The organism is Isoptericola sp. NPDC056134, assembly GCF_042264825.1.
In the GTDB taxonomy this organism is placed as follows: Bacteria; Actinomycetota; Actinomycetes; order Actinomycetales; family Cellulomonadaceae; genus Isoptericola; species Isoptericola nanjingensis.
On sequence record NZ_JBHJVM010000033.1, the window covers coordinates 1 to 2,799 of the forward strand.

The 2,799-nt window shown below is 75.4% G+C and carries 2 protein-coding genes; one reads left to right on the forward strand and one right to left on the reverse strand.

The annotated features are described in order from the left end of the window. On the reverse strand, positions 1–704 hold a 704-nt coding region (locus ACFCZN_RS19810; protein ID WP_430557898.1), incomplete at its 3' end, for a ferritin-like fold-containing protein. Between the two features lie 283 nt (positions 705–987). Between ACFCZN_RS19810 and ACFCZN_RS19815 the strand changes: the two genes are divergently transcribed. Beyond that, positions 988–2,661: a DEAD/DEAH box helicase gene (locus ACFCZN_RS19815; RefSeq protein ID WP_429762647.1), complete on the forward strand. Its 1,674-nt coding sequence runs from the start codon at positions 988–990 to the stop codon at positions 2,659–2,661. Positions 2,662–2,799: the final 138 nt, after the last annotated feature.

Here is a 2,799-nt window from a genome sequence, read left to right on the forward strand (position 1 = left end):
GGGTTGGTGGGGGGGGGGGGGGGGGGGTGGGGGGGTTCGGTTGGGGGGGGGGGTTGGGTGGGGGGTGGGGGGAGGGCCCCTTTTGGGGGGGCCGCCCTTTTTTTTTTGCGGCCCCCCCGGGAGTGGGCGCCCACCGCGGCCAGCGGCGGGTGCGCCGCGAGCAGCACGGGGACGAGGCCCAGCGCCTCGCCGACGACGCGGCGCCCCCACAGCGCCAGGCGCGAGGCGAGCACGCCGTCCGCCGCGGCGGCCCCCGCCAGCACGGCGGTCGCGGGGTCGTCGGGCCGGGGCTCGCCCACGGCGGCCACGAAGCCTGCCGCGCCGCCGGGCAGGCCCGCGGCGAGCTCGCGGCACAGGTCCTGCGCGACGCCGAGCCCCACGACGCTCTTGAGCAGGCCCTCGGCCCAGCCCGACGGCGTCGTGCGGGCGTCGAAGTCGGCCAGCGCACCGTCGAACGGGGCCATCGTCGCGGCCGCGCCGGCGCCCCCCGAGCCCTCGGGCCCCGGGGCGTCGACGAGATCGAGCAGCCGCTCCTGACGGCTCAGCGCCTCCCCCGCCGCCGTCGCCAGCGTCTGACGGGCGACAAGGTCGGGGGCGTCCACCGACCGGGCCGCGAGCAGCCCGAACGCCGCCAGCTCCGTGTAGGCCGCGAGCCCGACCAGCGTCGTCAGGGCGGGGTCCGGGGTGCTCTGCTGCTCGCTCACGCGCCTCAGGATAGAGGCGACCGGCCACGTCACACCCCTACCCGGCACCCGTCGCGTACCATGGGCGTGTACTTCGGTTGCCCGGTCGTCACGCCATGGGTCTCAATCCACTGACTCGACCGCAGCGGCCCGGCGGGATCCCTGCCGAGCCTGAGCGACGTTCTTCCGCGATCGGCTGCCGACCACCTCGGCGCTCCTTGCGACCCGAACACGGCCCGTCGCCGGATCTCCGGCCCGATCGGGAGCCCGGTTCGCGCGCGCCGACGAGCAGACGAAGGTACCCGTGACCACGACCGAACCCGCCGCCACCGCGGCCCCCACGGCGCCCGCCACCGGCGAGCCCGACTACTCCACCCCCGCCGCCATCCAGGCGCAGGACGTCTCCTTCGCGGACTTCGGGGTGCGCCCCGAGATCGTCGAGGCCCTGCGCGAGTCCGGCATCACCCACCCGTTCCCCATCCAGGCGATGACGCTGCCGGTGGCCCTGCAGGGTCACGACATCATCGGCCAGGCCAAGACCGGCACGGGCAAGACCCTCGGCTTCGGCGTTCCGCTGCTGCACCGCGTCGTCGCGCCCGGCGAGCCCGGCTACGACGAGCTGCCCGCTCCCGGCAAGCCGCAGGCGATCGTCGTCGCGCCGACCCGCGAGCTCGCGGTGCAGGTCGCGAACGACCTCGCCACCGCCTCGAAGAAGCGCTCCGTGCGCATCGCGCAGATCTACGGCGGGCGCGCGTACGAGCCGCAGATCGAGATGCTGAACAGCGGTGTGGAGGTCGTCGTCGGCACGCCGGGCCGCATGGTCGACCTGCTCAACCAGGGCCACCTCAACCTCACCCGCGCGGCCACGGTCGTGCTGGACGAGGCCGACGAGATGCTCGACCTGGGCTTCCTGCCGGACGTCGAGAAGATCCTCGCCCGCACGCCCGCGGTGCGGCACACCATGCTGTTCAGCGCGACGATGCCCGGCCCGGTGGTCTCGATGGCCCGCCGCTACATGTCGCAGCCCACGCACATCCGCGCGGCCGAGCCGGACGACGACGGCGCGACCGTGAAGAACACGCGCCAGGTCGTCTACCGCGCGCACGCGCTGGACAAGGTCGAGGTGCTCGCCCGCCTGCTGCAGGCCGAGGGCCGCGGGCGGACCATCGTGTTCGCCCGGACCAAGCGCACCGCGGCGAAGGTGTCCGACGAGCTGCGCGACCGCGGCTTCGCGGCCGGCGCCATCCACGGCGACCTCGGCCAGGGCGCGCGCGAGCAGGCCCTGCGCGCGTTCCGGCACGGCCACATCGACGTCCTCGTCGCGACGGACGTCGCGGCGCGCGGCATCGACGTCGACGACGTCACGCACGTCGTCAACTACCAGTGCCCCGAGGACGAGCGCACCTACCTGCACCGCATCGGCCGCACCGGCCGCGCGGGCAAGCAGGGCACCGCGGTGACGTTCGTCGACTGGGACGACGTGCCCCGGTGGCAGCTCATCGACCGCACGCTGAACCTCGGGTTCCCGGAGCCGGTCGAGACGTACTCGAGCTCGCCGCACCTCTTCTCCGACCTGGGCATCCCTGAGGGCACCAAGGGCCGCCTGCCGAAGAGCAAGCAGCAGCTGGGCGGCCTGGAGGCCGAGGAGCTCGAGGACCTCGGCGAGACGGGCAAGCGCACCAGCTCCTCCGGCGGCCAGCGCGACGGCCACCGCGGCGGTCGTGACGGAGGCCGGGACGGTCGCCGCGACGGCGGCTCGCGCGGCGGCCGCGGCGCCTCGCGCTCCGGCCAGGGCTCGCGCTCCGGCCAGGGCTCGGCGGACGGCGCGGGCGAGCGCTCCGAGGCGGCAGCGTCCGGTGCGGGCGAGCAGCGCGACGGCGAGCAGCGCCGTCGTCGCAGCCGCAACCGCCGTCGCACCCGCGGAGGCCGCCCGGTCGAGGGCGGCTCCTCCGCCCCGCAGGCCCCGTCGGAGGGCTGACCCCCACCACGGCACCCGGCGCGCATCGAGCGTGGGGGGGGGGGGACGGCGACACCAGCAAGCCTCCACAATACACCGCCACGACGAACTACCTAGCGGGGGGTGGGGTGGAAGAGGTAGGCAGCGGGAGGGGCCAGT